Annotated in this window: 15 protein-coding genes; 6 read left to right on the top strand and 9 right to left on the bottom strand. The window is 63.2% G+C overall.

Features of this window, described 5'->3' with window-relative positions:
• Positions 1-231 precede the first annotated feature (231 nt).
• The 4 genes from msrB to htpX all read left to right on the top strand — a co-directional run bounded on the left by msrB (position 232) and on the right by htpX (position 4,048).
• Positions 232-633, top strand: a complete 402-nt coding sequence (gene msrB / locus KZO25_RS09990; RefSeq protein WP_066450153.1) for a peptide-methionine (R)-S-oxide reductase MsrB — start codon at positions 232-234, stop codon at positions 631-633.
• Positions 634-707: 74 nt separating this feature from the next.
• Positions 708-1,691, top strand: coding sequence for a ribosome biogenesis GTPase YlqF (ylqF, locus tag KZO25_RS09985; protein ID WP_223136833.1), 984 nt, complete (start codon positions 708-710; stop codon positions 1,689-1,691).
• A gap of 68 nt (positions 1,692-1,759) precedes the next feature.
• On the top strand, positions 1,760-2,992 hold the full coding sequence (locus KZO25_RS09980; protein ID WP_066450161.1) for a pyridoxal phosphate-dependent aminotransferase: 1,233 nt from the start codon (positions 1,760-1,762) through the stop codon (positions 2,990-2,992).
• A gap of 156 nt (positions 2,993-3,148) precedes the next feature.
• Complete coding sequence (gene htpX, locus KZO25_RS09975) at positions 3,149-4,048, top strand: protease HtpX (protein WP_066450164.1); 900 nt, start codon at positions 3,149-3,151, stop codon at positions 4,046-4,048.
• A gap of 134 nt (positions 4,049-4,182) precedes the next feature.
• Here the strand turns inward: htpX and pdxB are convergent, their stop codons facing one another.
• The gene (gene pdxB, locus KZO25_RS09970; RefSeq protein ID WP_223136832.1) at positions 4,183-5,364 is read right to left on the bottom strand and encodes a 4-phosphoerythronate dehydrogenase PdxB; all 1,182 of its coding nucleotides are present in this window, start codon (positions 5,362-5,364) and stop codon (positions 4,183-4,185) included.
• Positions 5,365-5,473: 109 nt separating this feature from the next.
• Here pdxB and KZO25_RS09965 point away from each other — a divergent pair, with 109 nt between their 5' ends.
• The gene (locus KZO25_RS09965; RefSeq protein ID WP_066450170.1) at positions 5,474-5,755 is read left to right on the top strand and encodes a hypothetical protein; all 282 of its coding nucleotides are present in this window, start codon (positions 5,474-5,476) and stop codon (positions 5,753-5,755) included.
• Here KZO25_RS09965 and KZO25_RS09960 read toward each other — a convergent pair.
• The 3 genes from KZO25_RS09960 to rlmKL form a co-directional block, all read right to left on the bottom strand.
• Positions 5,750-8,644, bottom strand: a complete 2,895-nt coding sequence (locus tag KZO25_RS09960) for an EAL domain-containing protein (RefSeq protein ID WP_223136831.1) — start codon at positions 8,642-8,644, stop codon at positions 5,750-5,752. The two genes, KZO25_RS09965 and KZO25_RS09960, sit on opposite strands and share 6 nt — an antisense overlap.
• Positions 8,645-8,867: 223 nt before the next feature.
• Positions 8,868-9,215: a glutaredoxin family protein gene (locus KZO25_RS09955; RefSeq protein ID WP_223136830.1), complete on the bottom strand. Its 348-nt coding sequence runs from the start codon at positions 9,213-9,215 to the stop codon at positions 8,868-8,870.
• Entirely contained in the window at positions 9,212-11,407 is a 2,196-nt protein-coding gene (gene rlmKL, locus KZO25_RS09950; RefSeq protein ID WP_223136829.1) for a bifunctional 23S rRNA (guanine(2069)-N(7))-methyltransferase RlmK/23S rRNA (guanine(2445)-N(2))-methyltransferase RlmL, read from the bottom strand. Before rlmKL ends, KZO25_RS09955 begins: the two co-directional genes overlap by 4 nt.
• Positions 11,408-11,674: 267 nt before the next feature.
• Between rlmKL and rmf the strand changes: the two genes are divergently transcribed.
• Complete coding sequence (gene rmf / locus KZO25_RS09945) at positions 11,675-11,881, top strand: ribosome modulation factor (RefSeq protein ID WP_043516906.1); 207 nt, start codon at positions 11,675-11,677, stop codon at positions 11,879-11,881.
• Between the two features lie 105 nt (positions 11,882-11,986).
• Here the strand turns inward: rmf and KZO25_RS09940 are convergent, their stop codons facing one another.
• The 5 genes from KZO25_RS09940 to KZO25_RS09920 form a co-directional block, all read right to left on the bottom strand.
• Positions 11,987-13,006: a quinone-dependent dihydroorotate dehydrogenase gene (locus KZO25_RS09940; protein ID WP_223136828.1), complete on the bottom strand. Its 1,020-nt coding sequence runs from the start codon at positions 13,004-13,006 to the stop codon at positions 11,987-11,989.
• Positions 13,007-13,163: 157 nt separating this feature from the next.
• Positions 13,164-18,005 carry an NAD-glutamate dehydrogenase gene (locus KZO25_RS09935; protein ID WP_223136827.1) on the bottom strand — a complete coding sequence of 1,614 codons (4,842 nt, stop codon included), beginning with the start codon at positions 18,003-18,005 and terminating at the stop codon, positions 13,164-13,166.
• 207 nt (positions 18,006-18,212) lie between these two features.
• Positions 18,213-19,337 carry a tRNA (uridine(54)-C5)-methyltransferase TrmA gene (gene trmA, locus KZO25_RS09930; RefSeq protein ID WP_223136826.1) on the bottom strand — a complete coding sequence of 375 codons (1,125 nt, stop codon included), beginning with the start codon at positions 19,335-19,337 and terminating at the stop codon, positions 18,213-18,215.
• Positions 19,338-19,374: 37 nt separating this feature from the next.
• Positions 19,375-20,151 (bottom strand): glutamate racemase, encoded by a 777-nt coding sequence (gene murI / locus KZO25_RS09925; RefSeq protein WP_223136825.1) that lies wholly within the window; start codon positions 20,149-20,151, stop codon positions 19,375-19,377.
• 89 nt (positions 20,152-20,240) lie between these two features.
• Positions 20,241-20,786, bottom strand: a complete 546-nt coding sequence (locus KZO25_RS09920) for a hemerythrin domain-containing protein (protein WP_066452352.1) — start codon at positions 20,784-20,786, stop codon at positions 20,241-20,243.
• Positions 20,787-20,991 lie beyond the last annotated feature (205 nt).

The following is a 20,991-nucleotide window of genomic DNA, read 5'->3' as shown; positions in this document are numbered from 1 at the left end:
TCCCGCCGTGAAAGGGCGGTGTCCTGGACCACTAGACGAATGGGACGCAGCCGTCTCGCTTCAACGAGGTGGCGCGAATCTTACTCAAGCGCCCCGGAGCTGTCAACCGTCGACCTTGAACGCCGCGGGGCTGGAAATCCCAGGCACATCCGTTGTCTCATGGGAGACATGAAGGCCAGTTCCGACATGGATGGCACGATGGAAAGCACCGCCCCCAGGAGGAGAGATGCCATGCGCAAGAAGATCGAGAAAAGCGATGCCGAATGGCGCGCTCAGCTCAGCCCGGAGCAGTATCGCGTGACCCGGGAGAAAGGCACGGAGCCGCCCTTTTCCGGCGACCACCAGGTCAGCGACGAGCACGGCATCTACCACTGTGTCTGCTGTCACGCACCGCTGTTCGAGAATGAACACAAGTTCGACGCCGGCTGCGGCTGGCCGAGTTTCGACCGGCCGCTGGGCAAGGCCGCCGTTGAGGAGAAGCCGGACGGTACCCATGGCATGCAGCGCACCGAAGTGGTCTGCTCCCACTGCGATGCCCATCTTGGCCATGTCTTCCCCGATGGCCCGCCGGAGTCCACCGGGCTGCGCTACTGCATCAACTCCGTGGCGATCAGCTTCCACCCGGGGGAGTAAGTCTCGCCAACTGCCTGGGCCGCCCTTCTGCTATGATGGGCGGCCTTTTTCTATCGGTTTGCGGGAGTGGTGCAATGCTCGGCTGGTATCCGGGACACATGAACAAGGCGCGCCGCCAGATCCAGGAGGCACTGCCAGAGATTGACGTGGCGATCGAGGTACTCGACGCACGCCTGCCCTACTCCAGTGCCAACCCCATGCTGGCCGGCCTGACCCGCCACACGCCGGTGCTGAAGATCCTGTCGCGAGCCGACCTCGCCGACCCGGAGCGCACCCGCGAATGGGTCGCCTACTTCGATGCCCAGCCCGATACACGTGCCCTGGCCGTGACCACCACCAATGCCCGGGAGCTCAAGCGCATTCCCAAGCTGTGCCATGAGCTGGCCGGCCATATCCGAGCCGACCGCGACGTTCGGGTCATGGTCATGGGCATACCCAACGTGGGTAAATCGACCCTGATCAATGGCCTGGCCGGGCGCAGCATTGCCAAGACCGGCAACGAACCCGCCGTGACCAAGCGCCAGCAAAAGGTGCGCATCACCGGCCGGGTGGCGCTGATCGATACGCCCGGGGTGCTGTGGCCGAAGATCGAGGACCAGGCCAGCGCCTACCGGCTGGCCGCCACTGGCGCCATTCGCGACACCGCCATCGACTATGTCGATGTCGCCGTGGTTACTGCCGCCGAACTGGCCAGGCGCTATCCCGAGGCGCTCCGGAGCCGCTACAAGCTCAACGACCTGCCCGACTACGCGCCCAACCCCGATGCCGACCGGGTCGAGGCCGACGGTCCTCAGCGGATCGACCTGCTGGCCCTGGCCGGCTTCGACGGCCATGCCATCCTGCGTGACATCGCCAGCCGCCGAGGCGGCCTGCGTGCCGGCGGCGAGGTCGACCTGCATCGCGGTGCCGAGGTGCTGCTCCACGAACTACGCGACGGCAAGCTGGGGCGACTGACCCTGGAGACCCCGGACGACATCCCACCGCCGCTTCCCACGGAAGCGGAGGCAGAAGCGGCCGCGCAGGATAACGATAGCGGCGATGACAGCGAGCCCGCATAATCATCAGCGCTGACCGACGGCCAAACTGATCGGGCAGCCACTGGACACCACTGGAATTCGGACACCTCATGGACACGCCCTCCCTTTTCAGGAAATCGCATAAGCTCGACAACGTCTGCTACGACATCCGCGGCCCCGTGCTCGAACACGCCAAGCGGCTGGAGGACGAAGGCCAGCGCATCCTCAAGTTGAACATCGGCAACCCGGCGCCGTTCGGCTTCGAGGCGCCGGAGGAAATCCTCCAGGATGTGATGCGCAACCTGCCGACTGCCCAGGGCTACTGCGACTCCAAGGGTCTCTATTCGGCGCGCAAGGCAATCATGCAGGAGTGTCAGCGCAAGGAGATTCCCGGCGTCGGGATAGAGGACATCTTCATCGGCAACGGCGTTTCCGAGCTGATCGTGATGGCCCTTCAGGCGCTGCTGAACGACGGCGACGAAGTGCTGATCCCTGCCCCCGACTATCCCCTCTGGACCGCCGCCGCCAATCTGTCCGGCGGACATGCCGTGCACTATCGCTGCGACGAGCAGGCCGACTGGGCACCGGACATCGCCGATGTGCGTGCCAAGGTGACAAGCCATACTCGCGCCATCGTGATCATCAATCCCAACAACCCCACCGGGGCGGTCTATCCTCCCGAGGTGGTGCGCGAACTGCTGGCCATCGCCCGGGAGCACGACCTGGTGGTTTTTTCCGACGAGATCTACGACAAGATCCTCTACGACGGTACCGAGCACATCTCCACCGGTGCATTGGCCGATGAAGATCAACTGGTGGTGACCATGAACGGCCTGTCGAAGAGCTACCGCTGCGCCGGCTTCCGTTCCGGCTGGATGACCCTCTCCGGCAGCGTGGCGATGCAGCGTGCCCGGGATTACATCCAGGGCATCAACATGCTGGCTTCCATGCGCCTGTGCGCCAACGTGCCGGCCCAGCACGCGATCCAGACGGCATTGGGCGGCTATCAGTCGATCAACGACCTGATCCTGCCCGGCGGGCGCCTGCTGGCCCAGCGCGATATCACCCATGAAAAGCTGAATGCCATCCCCGGCGTCTCCTGCACCAAGGCCAAGGGCGCGCTCTACGCCTTCCCGCGGCTCGACCCCAAGGTCTACCCCATCCAGGACGACCAGAAGCTGGTGCTGGACCTGCTGCTGCAGGAGAAGATCCTGCTGGTACAGGGCACCGCCTTCAACTGGCCCGAACCGGATCATGTGCGCATCGTCACGCTGCCCTGGGCCGACCAGTTGGGGGATGCCCTGGATCGCTTCGGCCGCTTCCTGTCGCGCTACCGTCAGTAACCAGCGTCGGCTCGCGCTGCCTGACACCACCCCGAGGGTCATTATTTCGGGTGCGACTTGAAACCCGGAGTAACCGGCCGTATCTAAACATCAGTTTATTTCAGCCGCGGCCAACGCGGCCCACCTTTCCTGGATAATGACCGGAGTTTCCGAACGATGATGAGAATACTGCTCTTCCTGGGCACCAACCTGGCGGTTATCGTGGTTGCCAGCATCACGTTGCGCCTGCTGGGAGTTGAAGGCTACCTGCGTGGCCAGGGCATCAACTTCAATGCCCTGCTGATTTTCTGCTTCATCGTCGGCATGGCCGGCTCGATGATCTCGCTGTTCATTTCCAAATGGATGGCCAAGCGCTCCACCGGCACCGTGGTGATCGAGACGCCGAGCAATGCCACCGAGAAGTGGCTGCTCGATACAGTCGCCGAACTGTCACGGGATGCCGGCATCAAGACGCCAGAGGTGGGCATCTTTCCCGCTCAGCAGTCGAACGCCTTCGCCACGGGCTGGAACAAGAACGACGCCCTGGTCGCGGTATCCGCCGGCCTGCTCAATCGCATGCGCCCCGAAGAGGTGCGCGCGGTGCTGGCCCACGAGATCGGCCACGTGGCTAACGGCGACATGGTCACCCTGGCGCTGATCCAGGGCGTCGTGAACACCTTCGTGATGTTCTTCGCCCGTGTGGTGGCCCACCTGGTGGACAGCTTCCTGAAGAGCCGCACCGATGGCGCGGGGCTGGGCTTCATGGGCTACTTCGCGGTGGTGATCGTCGCCGAGATCGTCTTCGGCATCATCGCCTCGGCCATCGTCGCCTGGTTCTCGCGCTTCCGCGAATACCGCGCCGACGCCGCCGGTGCGCAACTCGCCGGCTCCGGTGCCATGATCAATGCCCTGGCCCGGCTCAAGGCCGAAACCCAGATGCCCGACCAGATGCCGGACACCCTGCGCGCCATGGCTATCACCAAGGGCCAGACCAAGTCGCTGATGGAACGGCTGTTCGCCAGCCACCCCCCGCTGGATGATCGCATTCGCGCGCTGAAGGAAGCAGCCTACCGCTAAGGAACTACTGGACAAGTGCCTGCGCGAGCGAATCGCTTCCCTAACCGACCTCTCCTGGCCGATAACGATAAGCAAGAAAGCCCGCCATGGCGGGCTTTCTGCGTTTTATCGAACCACGTTTCCAAACCATGTTATCAATCCACGCGACAGCCCATGCCCTCGAGCAGCGGGGCCAGCTCCCTGGCTCCTTCGCGCAGCTCGACCTCGAGGGTGGCTAATTCACGCCGCAGCGGATAATCGGCCCGGCAGGCATCGAAACCGGCGGCCATACCGCGCTGGCGCGATTCGCGATACAGCGAATCGTGATCGCGGCGCACGTCATAGACCGCACGCAGGCAGCGCCTCAACGCGTCCTCAGGCTCCAGGCCACCATCCAGCACCAGCCTGGGCACAGGCGGCGCCGGCAGCAGTGAATCCAGCGTCAGCCGTGCCGGCAGCCCCAGGTAACGACAGAGCGCCGCATAGACCTGATGGGAGCCGCGCAGCTTGCCGTCCATGCTGTACCCGGCAATATGGGGGGTGGCGATCTCGACCAGATCACGCAGCGCGGCATCGATTTTCGGCTCCGATTCCCAGACGTCCAGCACCGCACTGATGTCACCCAGCCCGGTCAGGCGCTGGCGCAGGGCCAACCCATCGACACAGTCGCCACGCCCGGCGTTAAGCAGTACCGTGCCCGGTTCTAGCCGCGCAATCCGCTGGGCATCGAACAGATGACGGGTGGCGTGGGGTCCCTCGCGCACCAGCGGCGTATGCAGGCACAGCACGTCGCACTCGTCGATCAGGGTGTCGAGGTCGAGAAAAGGCGCCATGCCCGCCTCGTCACCTTCCGCCTCGGCACCCTCCGTCTCGGCCCGGGGCGGGTCGCAGGCCAGGCACTCGATGCCCATGGCCGCCAAACGCTTGCGCAGCCGCTCGCCCACGTTGCCGACCCCGACGATACCCACGCGGCGCTCGGACAGCTGCCAGCCCTGGCGCTCGGCCAGGGTCAGCAGGCTGCTCAGCACGTAGTCCACCACTGCTTCGGCATTGCACCCGGGCGCGCTGGCAAAGCCGACTCCATGGCGAGCCAAGGCCCGCGTATCCACATGGTCGGTGCCGATGGTACAGGTGCCGACGAAGCGTAGCCGTGACTTGCCGCTCATGGCCGCATCCACCACCGCCTCATCGATACGGGTGATCGAGCGCACCACCACGACATCGGCATCACGCAGTGCCGCAGCGTCGATCTCGCGCCCCGGCAGGCGAATCAACTCGCCCAGTTCGCCAAAACAGGCGTCGGCGGCGGGCACGTTGGCATCGACCACAATTCTCACGAAAACTCTCCTTGATACGGTACTTGTCCAGTCTGCTCGAACCCTTACAATACCGCCACCTGACATTGGCACGCCGCTACCCGGCGGCGCCCGACTTGCTGGAGCCTTCGTGATCATTCGCTGGGAAAGTGACCATGACTATGTACTGGTGCATATCCACCAGGACATGTTCGGCGACTGGATCTTCAGCCGCGCCTGGGGACAGATCGGCACACAGTTCGGTGGCTTGAAACATATACTCGCCGAGGATCATGGCCAGGCCATGATGTGGCTGGGTGATGAGACCACCATTCAGGCCTCACGCGGCCTACGCAAGGTGCTGGAAGTAGAGGCCGAGAGCGCCGAGGGGCAAGCAGCGGTCCGGCAGCTCTCACTGCTGGATTCTCTATAGTTTTCCTTGGGCAAGGTTGCTTTCATTTATCCAGAATTGAAGAACGTCCTGCAACTCCTCGCTGACCTGCGCCACCTGACGCGCATGCTGGTTCAGGTCTTCACTGCTTCCGCCTGGCTTGAGCAGCAGCGCCTCCTGAGCAAGCTGGCCATAGCTGGCGTGAAGGCTGGCGATCCGCTTCATCTTCGGTGTGAATCCAGCCTGGCCTCGCTCCCGGCAGGACAGCCACACTCCCAGGCGACATTGGTTGCAGTTTGCCTCTGGGGGTTCGGATTGTGCGCCTCTCAGATAGTTCAGCACGCCTGCGGCACAGGCGCGATGGTCGACCATGGCATAAATGGCCTGTCGTTCCTCAGGCAGGGCACATTGTCGTTGCCGCCAGGATTCATCGGGACGCCAGGTCTGTAGCCAATCCGGAATCGCGTCTGCGGGCATGGGGCGGGCTATGGCATAGCCCTGGCCCAACTCATAGCCCATCGCCAGCAGCATGCGCCCGTGCAGCAGTGTCTCCACGCCTTCGGCAATGATGCCCCGACGGAAGGCAACGGCCAACCCAAGCACGGCCTCTAGCATCGTCAGATCCGCAGGGTCATCGAGCATATCGCGAACGAAGCTGCGGTCTATCTTCAACACGCTGGCGGGAAAGTGTCGTAGATACGATAGCGAGGAATATCCGGTGCCGAAGTCATCCAGCGCGAATGCAACGCCAAATGCGCGGCATGAGCTCATTACGCTTGCCACATGGGGAATATCTTCCAACGCATTGGTTTCGAGCACCTCCAGCTCCAGATCGCCGGGCCCAAGACTGGGGTGGCACTCGACTTCGGCACGCAGGCGCTCGACAAAATCGCCCTGCTGGATCTGAATGGCATCGATATTGATGCTGACCGGTAGCCTGATGCCCGCGTCGACCCAAGCATCGAATTGACTCAGCGCCTCGGCCAGCACCCACTCACCTAGGACGATGGCGAGAGGATGTTGCTGGATGGCCGGCAGGAAGGAGGCTGGAGCCAGGAGGCCACGCTCCGGGTGCTGCCAGCGAATCAGCGCTTCGACACCGAGGACCTCGCCGGTGGCCATGTTGACCTTGGGTTGGTAGTAGAGCACGAACTCGTCATCGGCCAGGGCCTGGCGCATGCGTTCGACACTTTCATGATGTCCGCGCACCGCGCGGTCGTGTTCGGCATCGAAAATATGAAAGCGATTCTTGCCCGCCTGCTTGGCCTGATACATGGCCTGGTCCGCCTGGCGAATCAACTGCTCGGGCTCGATTTCGTCTTCGGGAGAGAAATGAACCACGCCGATGCTGCCCGAGACCTGCAGCAAGGTCTCTTCGATGTCGATGGGTTCGGCGATATGGCGCAAGAGCCGAACGATCAGGCCACTCACAGTCACCACATCCCTCTGCTCCGGGAATACGATGATGAACTCGTCGCCTCCCAGGCGGGCCACCGTATCAGCCTCACGGAGGGCCGACGTCAGGCGCTCGGCAATGGTCACCAGCACCCTGTCGCCAACGTCGTGACCGAGCCGGTCGTTGATCTCCTTGAAGCCGTCCAGGTCGATGTACGCCAATGACACCTTGCATCCGCTGCGCCGCGCCGCCAGCATCGCCTGGCGCAGCCTGTCGGCCAGCAGGATTCGGTTCGGCAGTCCGGTCAGGCCGTCGAAGAACGCCATGCTCTCGAGCTGACGCTCATGCTCCTTCTGGCGGCTGATGTCGGTGAACACGGCCACGAAGTGAGAAGTCTGGCCTTGCTTGTCGCAGACCTTCGATATGGTGAGCAGTTCGGGGTAGTCTTCGCCGTTCTTGCGCCGGTTCCAGAGCTCTCCTTCCCAGGCGCCCTTCTCCAGCAGCTCCTTCCACAGCGCCCGATAGAAGCCCACTTCCTGATGGCCCGACTGCAGGAGACGCGGGTTCTTGCCCATGACCTCATCGCGCTGGTAACCGGTGATACGCGTGAAGGCCTCGTTGACTTCGATGATATCGCCCTTGGCATCGGTAATGACGATGCCCTCCCGCGCATGCCGAAATACGCTGGCGGCCAACTCCAGTTCCGCTGTCTTGCGCGATACCAGCTGGCGAAGCCTGACGTTCCAGGCCACGACCATGGCAACCAGCAGTGCCAGGCCCGCCGCGTAAGGCCAGTACGCCTGCCAGGCAAAGGACCTGCCCGGCAGCTCGGCCCCCACCCACTTCTCGTGCAACCGGTCGAGCGTGCCACTGGCGCGGGCATGGTCGACCCCCTTGTCCAGGATCGACTGGAGCAGATGATTCCCTTCTGCCACCGCCATGGCGTTGAGTCCGACATACAGCGGCTCGCCCACCCGCTTCATGAGTTCGTGCAGACCGTTGCTGTAGAGGTAATAGAGCACGATCTGCTCGTCGCCGACCATGGCATCGGCGCTGCCCTCTATCACCGCCTGTGCCGCACTGGCGAAGTCGTCTGTCTCGACCAGCTCGAAATCGAGATCGAGCGTGGCGAGAAACTCCTTGGCGTAGTCACTGCGCTGCGTAGCCACGCGCTTGCCATCGAGGTCCGACACCATAGCGATATCGGGCCGCTGCGTGGCGACGAAGATTGAGGCTGGAACCTCGAAAACGGTCTGAGTGAAGTCGAACTGCTGGTCTCGGGCTTCGCTGTAGAAAAAGCTGGTAAGGACATGGGCATCCCCACTCAATACACGCTGCTGCGCCTGCTGGAAGACGGTGTCGGTGAATTCGGCATGAAAGCCGGCCTCGGTAGCTATCCACTGAGCCAGTTCCACCATCATGCCGCGACGCTGCTGGTTGGCGTCGATGAATTCGAAGGGGGGGTAGCGGGTCTGACTGACGAAGACGATGGGTTCGTTCTGCTCCAGGAAGAGCCGCTCTTCCTCGGTTAGCAATATCCCGCCGGGTTCCGCAGCGCTCGGCACCGTGTACACAAGCGACAGTAGCAAAATAGAGCCCAGAGCAATGTACTGCCACCGCCTTGGTTGCGGTGCATCCATTTCAAGCCCCCCTGAGCGTTCGAACCCATCCTTCGCAACTGTTGATATAACAATAATGTTATAGAAGTGATACCACCGAGAAACAGTACCGTGATTACGCTGCGTCAACGTAGCCGACTCAGAGGAGATAGCGCCGCCCCGCGGGCCGCGGGCCAGACGGCTTTCGCTCCTCCTCCCGTGGCTCGGACTCGCCCGCATTCAGACGCTGCCAGGCGGCCTCATCCAGCCAGTGCCGCTCGGCCAGCCACACCGCCAGGCGCGGCGGCTCGAAGCCGCGGTCGAGTTCCTCCCCCGCCTCGTCCGCCAGCACCGGTATGCGCACCCCGTAGCGTTCGATGAGGGCCTCATCGTCGCTGATCTCGATCTTCTCGAGGTTGTATTCACCTTGCAACAGCAGGGCCAGCAGAGACTCCTGCCGCTCGCAGAGATGGCAGCCCAGGGTGGTGTAGAGCCTAAGTCGAATCATGCATCCTCCCGGTGGCGAATCAGGTAGCAATGATGCAGGTCGGGACGCCGCTGGAAATCCGGGTCGAAGGTCTTTGCCGAAATCTCCTGCACCGCATAGCGCTCGGCCATTTCCGGGTCTAGCTGGAAGCGACGCTGATTGTTGGAGAACACCAGGGTACCGCCAGGGGCCAGGCGCGCCATGGCCAGCTCCAATAGCCGACCATGGTCACGCTGCACGTCCAGGGTACCGTCCATCTTCTTGGAGTTGGAGAAGGTGGGCGGGTCGAGGAAGATCAGATCGAACTGCGCCCTGGCGGTCTCCAGCCAGCGCAGGCAGTCGTCGCGCACCACCCGGTGCCGCGCCGGATCGAGTCCGTTCAAGGCAAAGTTGTCCCGCGCCCACTCCAGGTAGGTATTGGAGAGGTCGACGCTGATGCTGTCCGAAGCGCCACCCGCCTCCTCGGTGCCCAGGGCCGCCTGAACCGTGGCCACGGCGGTATAGCAGAACAGGTTGAGAAAGCGCGTGCCGGGCGCCATCTCGGCCAGCATGCGCCGCACCGGACGGTGGTCGAGGAACAGGCCGGTATCGAGATAGTCACGCAGATTGACCCACAGCCGGGCACGCCCCTCGCGCACCTGGAAGCGCTCCCCGGTGCTGGCCTGCTTGCGATACTGCTCCTTGCCACTCTGCTTCTCGCGGCGCTTGATCACCACCCGGCTGGAGTCGATGCCCAGCACCTCGGGAATCACCTGCAGGGCATCGAAGAGACGCTTCTGGGCCTGGTCGGCATTCACCGAACGGGGTGGCGCATATTCCTGTACGTGGACCCGGTCGTCATAGACATCGATGGCCAGGGCATACTCCGGCATGTCGGCGTCATAGAGCCGGTAACAGGTCTCGCCGGACTGCTTGAGCCACTTCTTCAACCGCTTGCGGTTCTTCTCCAGACGGTTGGCGAACATCTGCGCCCCTTCGCTGCGCGCCGGCCCTTCCGCTTTCACCGGACTTTCCGCGCCGGCAGCCGGCGTCACGTTCATCAACAGCAGCTTGGCATCGAGCGGCCCGTTCTTCAGCGAGTACTGCTTGTCGGCCCGCAGCCCGATGCGATGGCCAAGATCGGGGTTGCCGGTAAAGACGGCCAGGCGCCAGCCGGGGAATGCGCGGCGCACCCCCTCGCCCAGTTCGGCATAGAGCGCCACCAGCTCGGGCAGTTCCCCCAGGCGCTCCCCATAGGGAGGGTTGGCGATCACCAACCCCCGCGCCGCCTCATCGAGCTCGTCGGGCCGCTGGAGCTGTTCCAACGAGGCGCCCTTGAAGGTGACAAGGGCCGGAATACCGGCTCGCATGGCATTGGCCTTGGCCGCGGCCAGCGCCGGTGGGCTCTGGTCGAACCCGAACAAGCGATTGCGACAGCGCTTGCGGCCGATGCTGGCACGCGCTTCCGCCTCGCGCTTGAGCTCTGCCCACAGAATCTCGTCGTGCTGCGCCCAGCCGTGAAAGCCAAAGCGTACCCGGCTCAGGTTGGGGGCCATGTCGGCGGCCATCAGCGCCGCTTCGATCAGCAGGGTGCCGGCACCGCAGAGGGGATCCACCAGGTGTTCACCGGCACGCAGGCGCTCCTGCCATCCTGCCCGCAGCAGTAGGGCAGCGGCGAGGTTCTCCTTCAGCGGCGCATGGCCCACGTCACGACGGTAGCCACGACGATGCAGGCTCTCTCCGGAGAGATCCACGCCAAGCGTCAATCGACCGCGATGAAGGTTGGCATAGAGGCGAAGGTCCGGGTCCTTCAGGTCGATGTCGGGCCGCGGCCTTCCCGCCGTCTGCAGGGCATCGACCACACCGTCCTTGACGGTCTGGGCACCGAAGCGGGTATGGCGGACCTGCTCCGAGCGGCCATGGAAATCCACCGCCAGCGAGGCACCGGCTCGCAGGTGGCGGGTCCAGTCCACGGTGGTGACCGCCTGGCGCAACGAATCGGGGCTCTCGATCCCCTCCTCGCGTACCAGGCAGAGCACGATGCGATTGGCCAGGCGCGACCAGAGGCAGGCACGATAGGCGGCTGCCAAGTCGCCCTGGAAGTGGACGCCTGCCACGGTGGTCTTGATCGGCTCGGCCCCCAGGGCACGAAGCTCGTCGGCCAGCAGCTCTTCGAGCCCCTTGGGGCAAGTGGCCAGGAAGGCATGGAGTTCAGTTTGGAGTGACTCGCTCATGGTGTCGTTCCCGCCCCTCGGGTCGGGCATGTTCCTTTTGTTACAAAATTGAGTCCGGCTTTTGACGAAAGATAGGTCGACAATGACACCCGAAATGCGCTAAGACTAGTCCTAGTAGCTACTGTAAGGATGCATGCGTTCTCTTGGCGAGTCCTGTTTGGACTTGCACCCATTCGCTCTGCCGTTTCACACGGTTATGCGGGCGGTGGAACGTCGGGTCGTACATGTCGTGCGCCCCAAATTGGTACCTTTACGAGAGGTCATCCGATGAAAAGACAGAAACGTGATCGCTTCCAGCGCGCCTACCTCCATGGCTACAAGGCAGGCATTTCCGGGCGCTCCCGCGACGACTGTCCCAGTCAGGATGTCAATATACGTGAATACTGGATGAGTGGTTGGCGTGAAGGCCGTGGGGATCAGTGGGCCGGTATGACCGGCGTCTCCGGCATTCACAAGAACCCCATGGTGTTGTAACGCATTTCCCACCCAATCAACCGTCCCTTGCCGCCCATCCTAGGCGGTAACGACACAAGCCCGTGAGTCGCATCACGGGCTTTCTTGTATCCGCCTCTTGTCTTTTCAGCCCCGCGCCGTCTTGAGCGCCTTGGCACACTCCCCGACCAGGGCCGGGCCGCGATAGATAAAGCCCGAATAGAGCTGGACCAGATCGGCACCGGACGCCACCTTGGCCATGGCCGCCTCACCGCTGTCGATTCCCCCAACGCCGACGATGGGCATCTCGGGCAGGTGGCGGCGCAGCTCGCGAATGACGGCGTTGGAGGGCTCGAACACGGGCCGCCCCGATAACCCACCCTGCTCGTCGGCATGCGCCAGCCCGGCGACGGCGTCCCGCGACACGGTGGTGTTGGTGGCGATCACCGCATCGATGCCATTGGCCGAAATACTGGCGGCGACCATCCCCACTTCCTCTGGCGTCATGTCCGGCGCGATCTTGACCGCCAGAGGTACCCGACGTCCCGCCTGCTGATCCAGCCGGCTGCCGGCTTCGCGCAGGGTGCCCAGCAAGGCATCCAGGTGCTCGCCGAACTGAAGGTTGCGCAGCCCCGGCGTGTTGGGCGACGAAATGTTGACGGTCACGTAGTGGGCGTGGGCATGGGCCTTTTCCAGGCAAACCAGGTAGTCGTCCACGGCCTGCTCCACCGGGGTAGTCAGGTTCTTGCCGATATTGATGCCGATGACGCCATCGAAGCGGCTCTTCTTCACCTGGGCCACCAGGTGGTCGATCCCGGCATTGTTGAAGCCCATGCGATTGATGATCGCCGCCTGCTCCGGCAGGCGAAACAGGCGAGGCTTCGGGTTACCCTCCTGGGGTCGCGGCGTCACGGTGCCCACCTCGACGAAGCCGAACCCCAGCGCGCCCAGAGCATCGAGGTGATCGGCGTTCTTGTCCAGCCCCGCCGCCAACCCCACCCGGTTGGAAAACCGTAGCCCCATCAGCTCCACCGGATCGTCGACCCGCGCCCCACCCAATCGTGCGGCCAGCTTCAGGCGATGCGCCAGGTCCAGGGCAGAGAGTGCGTACCCGTGTGCGGTTTCGGCATCGAGTCGAAACAGGATCGAACGGGCAAGCGCATACATGGGCATCTCCAGGGGTCTAGGACGACAGGTCAAGGACAACAGGCGGGCGAGATTATAGCAGCGCTGCCCGCCCATGACGACGAACCCCGCCGTAGCGGGGTTCGTTGCCTTGATGACGAGCCAGGCTTGAAGGTGACAGCCTGAGCGGCCGGGCCGGTCAGCTCTCGCCGTTGCTCTCCGCCAGGTCGACCAGCTCACGGACCGCCACGGCAAACAGCGGGAAACTGGCCTGGCTGCCTCCGCTGCGAACTTCGGCGATCAAACGACACCAGCGTTCATGCAGGGAACTGTGCATCTGCAGCCAGTTGTCGACCCGCTCCTCCGGTTCGCGCCCATCCTCCGATTTCAGCACGCTGACCGTCAGCGCCAGCTGCTGACGGTCGATATCGTCGCGGAAGGTCTCGCGGGCCTGGGCCTGCCAGCTGTCTCCCACGTCAAGATTGGTGACCTGCTGGATCATCCATGGAAGCTCCAGCCGGCTGCCAACTTCATAGAACACTTCGGCGACACGCTGCGGCTTCTCATCGCTTTGACGTGCTGCCTGTATGACGCCCAGTGCCCCGTACAGGCTGCCTGCTGCCGCCACGCTACAGGCCAGTCCTTCCGGCACACCCGCTTCGATCAGCTCGTCACGCTTGCGCTCCCAGCGCTCATGCTCTTCACCGCGGAGCAGCTCGCCGATGCTTTCCTGAAGCTGTGCCACCCGGGGGGCAAAGTACTCGATGGCATCCCGAGTGGAGAGCCCCAGCCGCTGCCGAAGGAACCAGCGGGTGGTACGACGGATCAGCCGCATCAGGTCGAGCATCATGGAGTACTGGATGTCGCTCGGTATCTGATTGTCCAGAGCCTCGATCTGCTCCCAGGTGTCAGCCAGCTGGAAGCTGTCACGGGCGACGATATAGGCACGGGCGACATCGGCACGGCTGGCCCCGGTGGAGTCGATCAGGCGACGCACGAAGACGATGCCCATGTGATCGACCAGGTCGTTGGCCACCTGGGTCGTGACGATCTCGCGCTTCAAGCGGTGATCGTACATCTCGTCCCGGAAGCGCTCGACCAGGACCGGCGGGAATATCCGCTCCAGATACTGCTGGATATAGGGGTCGTCGGGCACGTCGGAGGCGAGCACGGCGCCCTTGAGCACGCTCTTCGAGTAGGAGATCAGTACCGAGAGCTCCGGCAGCGTCATGCCCTGCTCGGTAGTGGCACGCTCCTGGATCGTCTCGTCGACCGGCAGGAACTCCAGCTCCCGATCCAGATGCCCCTGGGCTTCCAGCTCGCTGATGAAGCGACGATAGGGCCCGATACCGTATTGAGAGAGCATCTGTGACAGGTAGATCGCCTGGGTCTGGCGATAGTTGTCGAGAATCACCAGGTCGGCGACCTCCTCGGTCATGTCCGCGAGCAGCTGGTTGCGCTGCTTGTCGGTCATGTCACCACGCTTGACCACTTCATCGATGAGGATCTTGATGTTGACCTCATGATCCGAGCAGTTCACCCCGCCGGCATTGTCGATGAAGTCCGTGAAGACCTTCACGCCATTTTCGGCGGCTTCCATGCGCCCGCGCTGGGTCAGGCCCAGGTTGCCGCCCTCGCCGACCACGCGACACCTCAGTTCCCGACCATTGATTCGCAGCGAATCGTTGGCCTTGTCGCCAACCTCGGTATCGGTCTCGCCGCTCGCCTTCACGTAAGTGCCGATCCCGCCGTTCCACAGCAGGTCGACCGGCGATCGCAGCATGGCGCGAAGCAGGTCGTTGGGCGAGAGCCGGTCCTCGGTGATGCCGAAGACGTCCTTCATCTGTGGCGTTATCGCGATCGACTTGGCGCTGCGCTTGAAGATCCCGCCGCCTTCGGAAATCAGGCCGGCATCGAAATCCTCCCAGCTCGAACGCGGCATGGCGAAGAGTCGCTGACGCTCGGCGAAGGTGGCCGCGGCATCCGGATTGGGGTCGACGAAGATATGCAGGTGGTTGAACGCACCCACCAGGCGGATCTTGTCGGACAGCAACATGCCATTGCCGAAGACATCGCCGGCCATGTCACCGATACCAAGTACGCTGAACTCCTCCCGCTGGGTATCCAGCCCCAGGCTGCGGAAGTGGCGCTTCACCGACTCCCAGGCGCCACGGGCGGTGATGCCCATCTTCTTGTGGTCGTAGCCGTTGGCACCGCCGGAGGCAAAGGCGTCGCCCAGCCAGTGGCCGTATTCGGCGGAGATCTCGTTGGCGATATCGGAGAAGGTCGCAGTGCCCTTGTCGGCCGCCACCACCAGGTAGGCGTCGTCGTCGTCGTGACGCACCACGTCCCTGGGCGGCACCACCTCGCTGCCCACCCGGTTGTCGGTGATATCGAGCAGGGCACGGATGAAGGTCTTGTAGCAGGCGATGCCCTCCTGCTGGAGGGTGTCGCGATCGGCACCCTCGGGCATGCGCTTGCAGACGAAGCCGCCCTTGGCCCCCACCGGGACGATCACGGCATTCTTGACCTGCTGGGCTTTCACCAGCCCCAGCACCTCGGTGCGATAATCCTCATGTCGATCGGACCAGCGAAGACCACCCCGGGCCACCTTGCCGCCGCGCAGGTGGACCCCTTCCACCCGCGGCGAGCAGACGAAGATCTCAAAGGCCGGGCATGGCTTTGGTATGCCGGTAATCTGCCGGGGATCGAGCTTGTAGGCGATGTAATCCTTTTCACGCCCCTCGGTGCTGCGCTGATAGTAGTTGGTCCGCAGCGTTGCCTGGATCAACTCCATGTAGCGCCGCAGCAGCTGGTCGTCGTTGAGACTGGCCACACCGTCGAGATGGCGGACGATACGCTCGATGCACGCATTCACCTCCTCCTCGTCGGGACGATGAGCCGGATCGAAGCGCAGCGCGAAGAGCCTGACCAGTTCACGGGTAATCTCCGGATGATTGGCCAGGGTCGCCGCGATGTAGTCCTGGGACATGCCGAAGCGAATCTGCTTCAAATAGCGTGCATAGGTGCGCAGCATCGCCACCTCGCGCCAATCCAGATTGGCCACGATAATCAGGCGGTTGAACGAGTCATTCTCTGCTTCACCGACCCAGATTCGCCGAAAAGCCTCGATGAAAGGCTCACGCATCTGCTGCAGGCTGACCTCGGTGCTGGTGTGGTGTTCAAGGTCGAAGTCATGCAGTAGGTAGCGCACCTCCGGGGTATCGATTTCATAGGGACGCTCGCCAATCACGCGCAGCCCCAGATTCTCCATCACCGGCAGCACGTCGGAGAGCGGAATCGGGCGGTCACGCTGGAAAAGCTTGAGATTGACACCGCTGCCTTCCTCCTCGACCAGACGGTAGAGCGAGAGCGCCAGTGGCTCACCCTCATCCAGCTCGAACAGATGCTGCATATCGAAGACGGCCGTGCGGCAACCAAAATCTTCCCGATAGCTGACGGGAAAGGCATCGCGGAAGCGCTCCATCAGCTCATTGGCCTGCTCCTCGCCGAAGCCCTCGACCATCGCTTCCTGCAGCTCATCGCGCCAGCTACGCGCCAACTGAGCCACCTTGGACTCGAGGCGCTTGAGGTTGACCTCCCGGGGCACGTCGCTGTTGAAACGCAGGATGAACTGGATTCGGGCCAGCACCGACTCGGAGAGATAGGTGTTGAAATCCCCGAAAGTGGCGTCGAGCTCCTCGCAGAGCATCTGCTGGATGCGCAGGCGCAGGTCAGTGGAGAATACATCCCTCGGCACGAAGACCAGACAGGAGTGGAAGCGACCCGAGAGGTCGGTACGCACGAAGATGCGCACCCGACGGCGCTCGCGTATGTCGAGGATGCCCAGCGCCGTCCTGGCCAGCTCCTGGGTCTCGATCTGGAACAGGTCGTCACGCGGATAGACTTCCAGGATCTGCAGCAGCTGCTTGCCGTTGTGGCCCTTGGGGTTGAAACCGGCGATATCCATTACCGCCTTGAGCTTGCGCCGCAGAAGCGGAATGTTGCGCGGCGACTCATTGTAGACGGTAGAAGTGAACAGCCCCAGGAAGCGATGCTCGCCGATGACCCGGCCCTGGTCGTCGTAGCGATCGACGGAGATATAGTCCGGGTAGGTCGGCCGATGCACACGGGCATGGTGGGCACTCTTGGCGAACGACAGCAGTTGGGGCACCAGCACGAAGCGATTGCCCTCGACGCCCAGTTCCGTACGGATGCGCTCCTGGTAGCGCGGCAGGTCGAGACGAAACACGCCCAGCTCACTGCCGGAGACCCTGACCAGGCGATCTCCACCGGCGCCGGATTCGATGGTGTACTCGTCGTAGCCCAGGAAGGTGAAGTTGTCTCGCACCAGCCACTCGAGGAACGCAATGGCTTCTTCGTGATCGCCGGGATCGACCTGATCGGGACAGCGGTCCTGTAGTTCCGCAATGGCACCACGCGCCCGACCGCTCATCGCCTCGTAATCACCCACGGCGATGCGCACGTCGCGCAGTACATCGTGCAGCGCGTTCTCGATATCGGCCAGCATGGCTGGGGTCGAGTGACGGTCGATCTCTATGGCGATCAGGGATTCACGATGGTCGGGGGCCTGTTCTTCCCGTGGGGAGCAGACCCGCTTCAACTTGTGTCCGGCGTCCCGCTCCACCGCCATCACGGCATTATGGATGGCATGCACGGTGAGGCCACGACGGTTGAGTTCGATGCGCACCGAGTCGACAAGAAACGGCATATCCTCATGCAGGACGGCAACGAAGGTGTGTGACGACTGCCAGCCGTGCTCTTCAAAGTCAGGGTTGAAGACCCGCACCTTGGGCGAAGCAGGGTCATGCTGCTGGATGAAGTGCCAGACCGACAGGGTGGCACCATAGAGATCGTCCAGCCGACGATCGGCCAGGTCCTCCAGCGGTACCGTAGCGTAGAAATAGCGGGCGAAGGCTTCCACCTCTTCGGCCCGCTCCTTCTCCAGACGGTTATCCAGGCGCTCACGCAGTTGCTTGAGAATATCCTGCCTGCCTGTCTCGATCGTCTCGTATTGCATCCCTCACCTCGGCTGCCTGGAGCCGTAGCATTACGGCCCTGGGGTAGATTCACCGCGGCCAACTGGCCTCGTGGTGCCAAGCTTACTGCAGCCCCGGCGCGTACCCTACTGACTTGCCAGCCTTCTCATGGTGCATGTCGCTTGGGCATCGCCATATGACGATCTGCTACTTGACTTTCCCGAGAGAAAAGGATTTCACAGACCGCTTCAGGTGGCGTGTCGCTCCAGCAAAACGCCGCATTCGCAGTGATGAGTCCAGGGAAACTGGTCGAACAGCGCAAAACGCGTGACCCTGTGCGTGCGGCATAGCGTTTCCAGATTCCGCGCCAATGTATCGGGGCTGCATGAAATATAGACGATACGGGGATACTCGCTCAGTTGCCGGCAGCTCGCGTCGTCGAGGCCTGCCCGGGGAGGGTCCACCAGGACCGTGGCGAAGTCGTATGTCTCCAGCCCCATCTCCGCCACCCGGCGCCCACCCTTCTCCCCCTTGAGCGCCTCGGCAAACTCCTCCGCGGACATCCGCCCGATCACCGCATTGTCGATGCCATTGGCCGACAGGTTTTCCCGGGCGCTGGCCACCGAGGTGCGCGAAATTTCAGTGGCCAGCACGCGGCGAAAGTTCTCCGCCAACGCAACGGTGAAGTTGCCGTTGCCGCAATAGAGTTCGACCAGGTCGTGATCCTGGCTCCCGCGGGTCACCTCACGGGCCCAAGCCAGCATGGCGCGACAGATCTCGGCGTTGGGCTGGGTGAAGCTGTTTTCCACCTGCTGGTAGACGAAGGAACGCCCGTCCACGTCCAGGCGCTCCCACACGTGGTCGCGCTCGAGCACCAGCCGCTGCTTGCGCGAGCGGCCGATGATGAAGATGCCCAACTGGGACTGAAGCGCTCGCGCTTCGCTCTCCCAGGCCTCATCCAGCGGCCGGTGATAGATCAGGGTCACCAGCGCCTCGCCGGTCAGCGTGGTCAGGAACTCCACCTGAAACAGCCTATGCCGCAGCGTAGCGCTGGCCAACAGCGCCTCGCGCAGCCGGGGCATCAACGCATTGATCTGCCGGCTGGCCACCGGGTACTGATCCAGGCGAATGACGCGCTTCTTCCTGGGAGCCGCAGGATCGTCCTCGGTCCCTTCCATTTCGAACATCGCATAGAAGAGGTCGTCCCCTTCGTGCCAGATACGAAACTCGCAGCGCTGGCGATAATGGCTCGGTGGTGATGCCAGGACCTCCAGCGGCGGCGGCGCGAAGGGGGCGAACTGGCGAACGATACGCTCGCGCTTGGCCTCGAGCTGCTGGTCATAGCGCGCGGGATCGACAACGGGAAGGGACACGGCAACTCCTGTCGTGGGCGTGGCAAGGAAGAAAGTATCAATCGAGGGATAGCAGCTGCGGCGCATCGAAGCCAAACGCTTCGAGGGCCCGGCTCAGGCGACTATCCAGGGCAGTGACAAAGCTGCGGTCACACTCGCCGCGAGACGCAGGCCGGGCGACGACCTGGGCCGTCCGGCGCGCGATGGCCTCGCCGGAGTCGATCATGCGCACCCCGCGGGGTGCCGCCTCGGCAATATAGGCGCCGAGCAGGGGAAAGTGCGTGCAGCCAAGCACCACGGTGTCCAGATCCTCGGCTGCCCAAAGCGGTGCCGTGGCGTCGCGAATGATACGCCGATCCGGCGTCTCGCCCGCCAGCAGCCGCTCCGCCTGGCCCACCAAGGCATCGGCCGCCACGCGGGTGACCCGGCAGTCGGCGGCGAACTCCCGGATCAGGCGATCGGTATAGGGTCGGGACACCGTCGCACTGGTGGCGAGCAGGCCGATGTGTCGACTGCGACTCGACGCTGCGGCGGGCTTGATGGCTGGCACCGTGCCCACGACAGGCACCGCTAGCCGATCACGAAGGCGATCGAGCGCCAGGGTGCTGGCCGTATTGCAGGCCAGTACCAGCACGCTGCAGCCACTGGCCGCGACCGCAGCGCTGCAGACCGAGAGGATGCGCGTCACCAGCCAGTCGTCCGGCCGCGTGCCGTAGGGCATCATGGCATTGTCGCAGGCGTAGGCCAGGGCGGCATTCGGTAGCCGGCGGCGTAGCGGTGAAATCACCGACAGGCCGCCGACGCCGGAGTCGAAGATCAGTATCGGGCCGGACATGGGAAATAGGCCAACATGTGGGATCGCTCGGCTGCTGTGAGGCGCTTATTCTAGCAGCAAGCGGGACGGGCTCCCATCCGGCCAGACCGTCAGGTTGCCGGTTCGGGCATCTCCCGCAGTTCGGCATAGAGCTCGGGGTAGGCGGCCTGCAGCCGCTCAAGCTGAGCGGCTGCACCGTCGGGCAACGCTTCCGCCAGGCGCTCCAGGTCCTCATCGTTGAAATGCTCGCGAATCAGCGGGAAGAGTAGCTCCCGCTCGTCACGCAGATAGGCCCGATGCGCATCGAGGTAGGCCTTCAGGTCCCCGGCGAAGCGATCCATGGGCACCACGGCATCCATCAGGATCATGTCGATATCGCTGGAGAGCCGTAACAGGCGCTGGCGCAAGGCCTGATAGTCGCTGGACAGGCGCTCGGTCAGGGCCCCGCTCTCAGGAGCCAGGACATTGAGACGCTCGGTGCAGACTCGCTCCAGCGGAACCGTAAATCCTTCCATGTAGTCGAGTATGTAGTCGACAACCTCCCGGACCAGTTGGAAATTGGGTCGTTCGCCGGATGCAAGGGCCTTCTGCTTTAGCTGAAGGACGTGCAACATGCGCGCCATATTGGCATGATCCTGACGCAGCTGGGTCAGCATGGGCATGTCGAAGCCTCCTCTACCATCGAATGAAGCGGGCAATACGCGTTGGATGCGCGGAACGAACACAGGTTCATTGTCGGGGCCGCTTTAATCCCTGGCGACCGGTCGGGCAAGGTGCCATATCACCCTAGTACCTTTGGACTAACACCGCATATCCCCCAAGGTCGTATTGCATAATTCTTGAATCATCGTAACCACTGAT

It is taken from the genome of Halomonas sp. ANAO-440, from assembly GCF_019915905.1.
GTDB lineage: Bacteria > Pseudomonadota > Gammaproteobacteria > Pseudomonadales > Halomonadaceae > Halomonas > Halomonas chromatireducens.
The sequence above is the reverse complement of the archived record's forward strand: the minus strand, read 5'-3'. Positions and strand labels throughout refer to the sequence as shown.

Excerpts from the sequence above, each read along its gene's own strand:
- msrB (WP_066450153.1), top strand. The coding sequence starts at position 232 with ATGCGCAAGAAGATCGAGAAAAGCGATGCCGAATGGCGCGCTCAGCTC.
- ylqF (WP_223136833.1), top strand. The coding sequence starts at position 708 with ATGCTCGGCTGGTATCCGGGACACATGAACAAGGCGCGCCGCCAGATC.
- KZO25_RS09980 (WP_066450161.1), top strand. The coding sequence starts at position 1,760 with ATGGACACGCCCTCCCTTTTCAGGAAATCGCATAAGCTCGACAACGTC.
- htpX (WP_066450164.1), top strand. The coding sequence starts at position 3,149 with ATGATGAGAATACTGCTCTTCCTGGGCACCAACCTGGCGGTTATCGTG.
- KZO25_RS09955 (WP_223136830.1), bottom strand. The coding sequence starts at position 9,215 with ATGATTCGACTTAGGCTCTACACCACCCTGGGCTGCCATCTCTGCGAG.
- rlmKL (WP_223136829.1), bottom strand. The coding sequence starts at position 11,407 with ATGAGCGAGTCACTCCAAACTGAACTCCATGCCTTCCTGGCCACTTGC.
- rmf (WP_043516906.1), top strand. The coding sequence starts at position 11,675 with ATGAAAAGACAGAAACGTGATCGCTTCCAGCGCGCCTACCTCCATGGC.
- KZO25_RS09940 (WP_223136828.1), bottom strand. The coding sequence starts at position 13,006 with ATGTATGCGCTTGCCCGTTCGATCCTGTTTCGACTCGATGCCGAAACC.
- KZO25_RS09935 (WP_223136827.1), bottom strand. The coding sequence starts at position 18,005 with ATGCAATACGAGACGATCGAGACAGGCAGGCAGGATATTCTCAAGCAA.
- murI (WP_223136825.1), bottom strand. The coding sequence starts at position 20,151 with ATGTCCGGCCCGATACTGATCTTCGACTCCGGCGTCGGCGGCCTGTCG.
- KZO25_RS09920 (WP_066452352.1), bottom strand. The coding sequence starts at position 20,786 with ATGCTGACCCAGCTGCGTCAGGATCATGCCAATATGGCGCGCATGTTG.